Raw genomic sequence first — 335 nt, 5'->3', positions numbered from 1 at the left:
GGCGTGATCCCCTATGGCGGCACCTTCCTGGTCTTCTCCGACTATATGCGCGCCGGCATCCGCCTCGCCGCGCTGCAGGAACAGCGCGTGATCCACGTCCTCACCCATGACTCGATCGGTCTGGGCGAAGACGGCCCGACCCACCAGCCGATCGAGCATGTCATGTCGATGCGCATGATCCCGAACCTCGACGTCTATCGCCCGGCCGACATCGTCGAGACGGCGGAATGCTGGGAACTGGCGCTCAAGGATGCGACCGGCCCGTCGGTGCTGGCGCTGACCCGCCAGAACCTGCCGCAGCTGCGGCTTGAAAAAGCTGAGAATCTGTCGGCCAA

At 64.8% G+C, this 335-nt stretch carries 1 pseudogene; it reads left to right on the top strand.

What is annotated here, in order from left to right:
- A pseudogene (locus ACFC20_RS17550) lies at nucleotides 1-335 on the top strand (transketolase); the annotation flags it as partial.

Origin of the sequence: Marinobacter sp. (assembly GCF_041984545.1) — a bacterium.
Taxonomy (GTDB): domain Bacteria; phylum Pseudomonadota; class Gammaproteobacteria; order Pseudomonadales; family Oleiphilaceae; genus Marinobacter.
The sequence above is the reverse complement of the archived record's forward strand: the minus strand, read 5'-3'. Positions and strand labels throughout refer to the sequence as shown.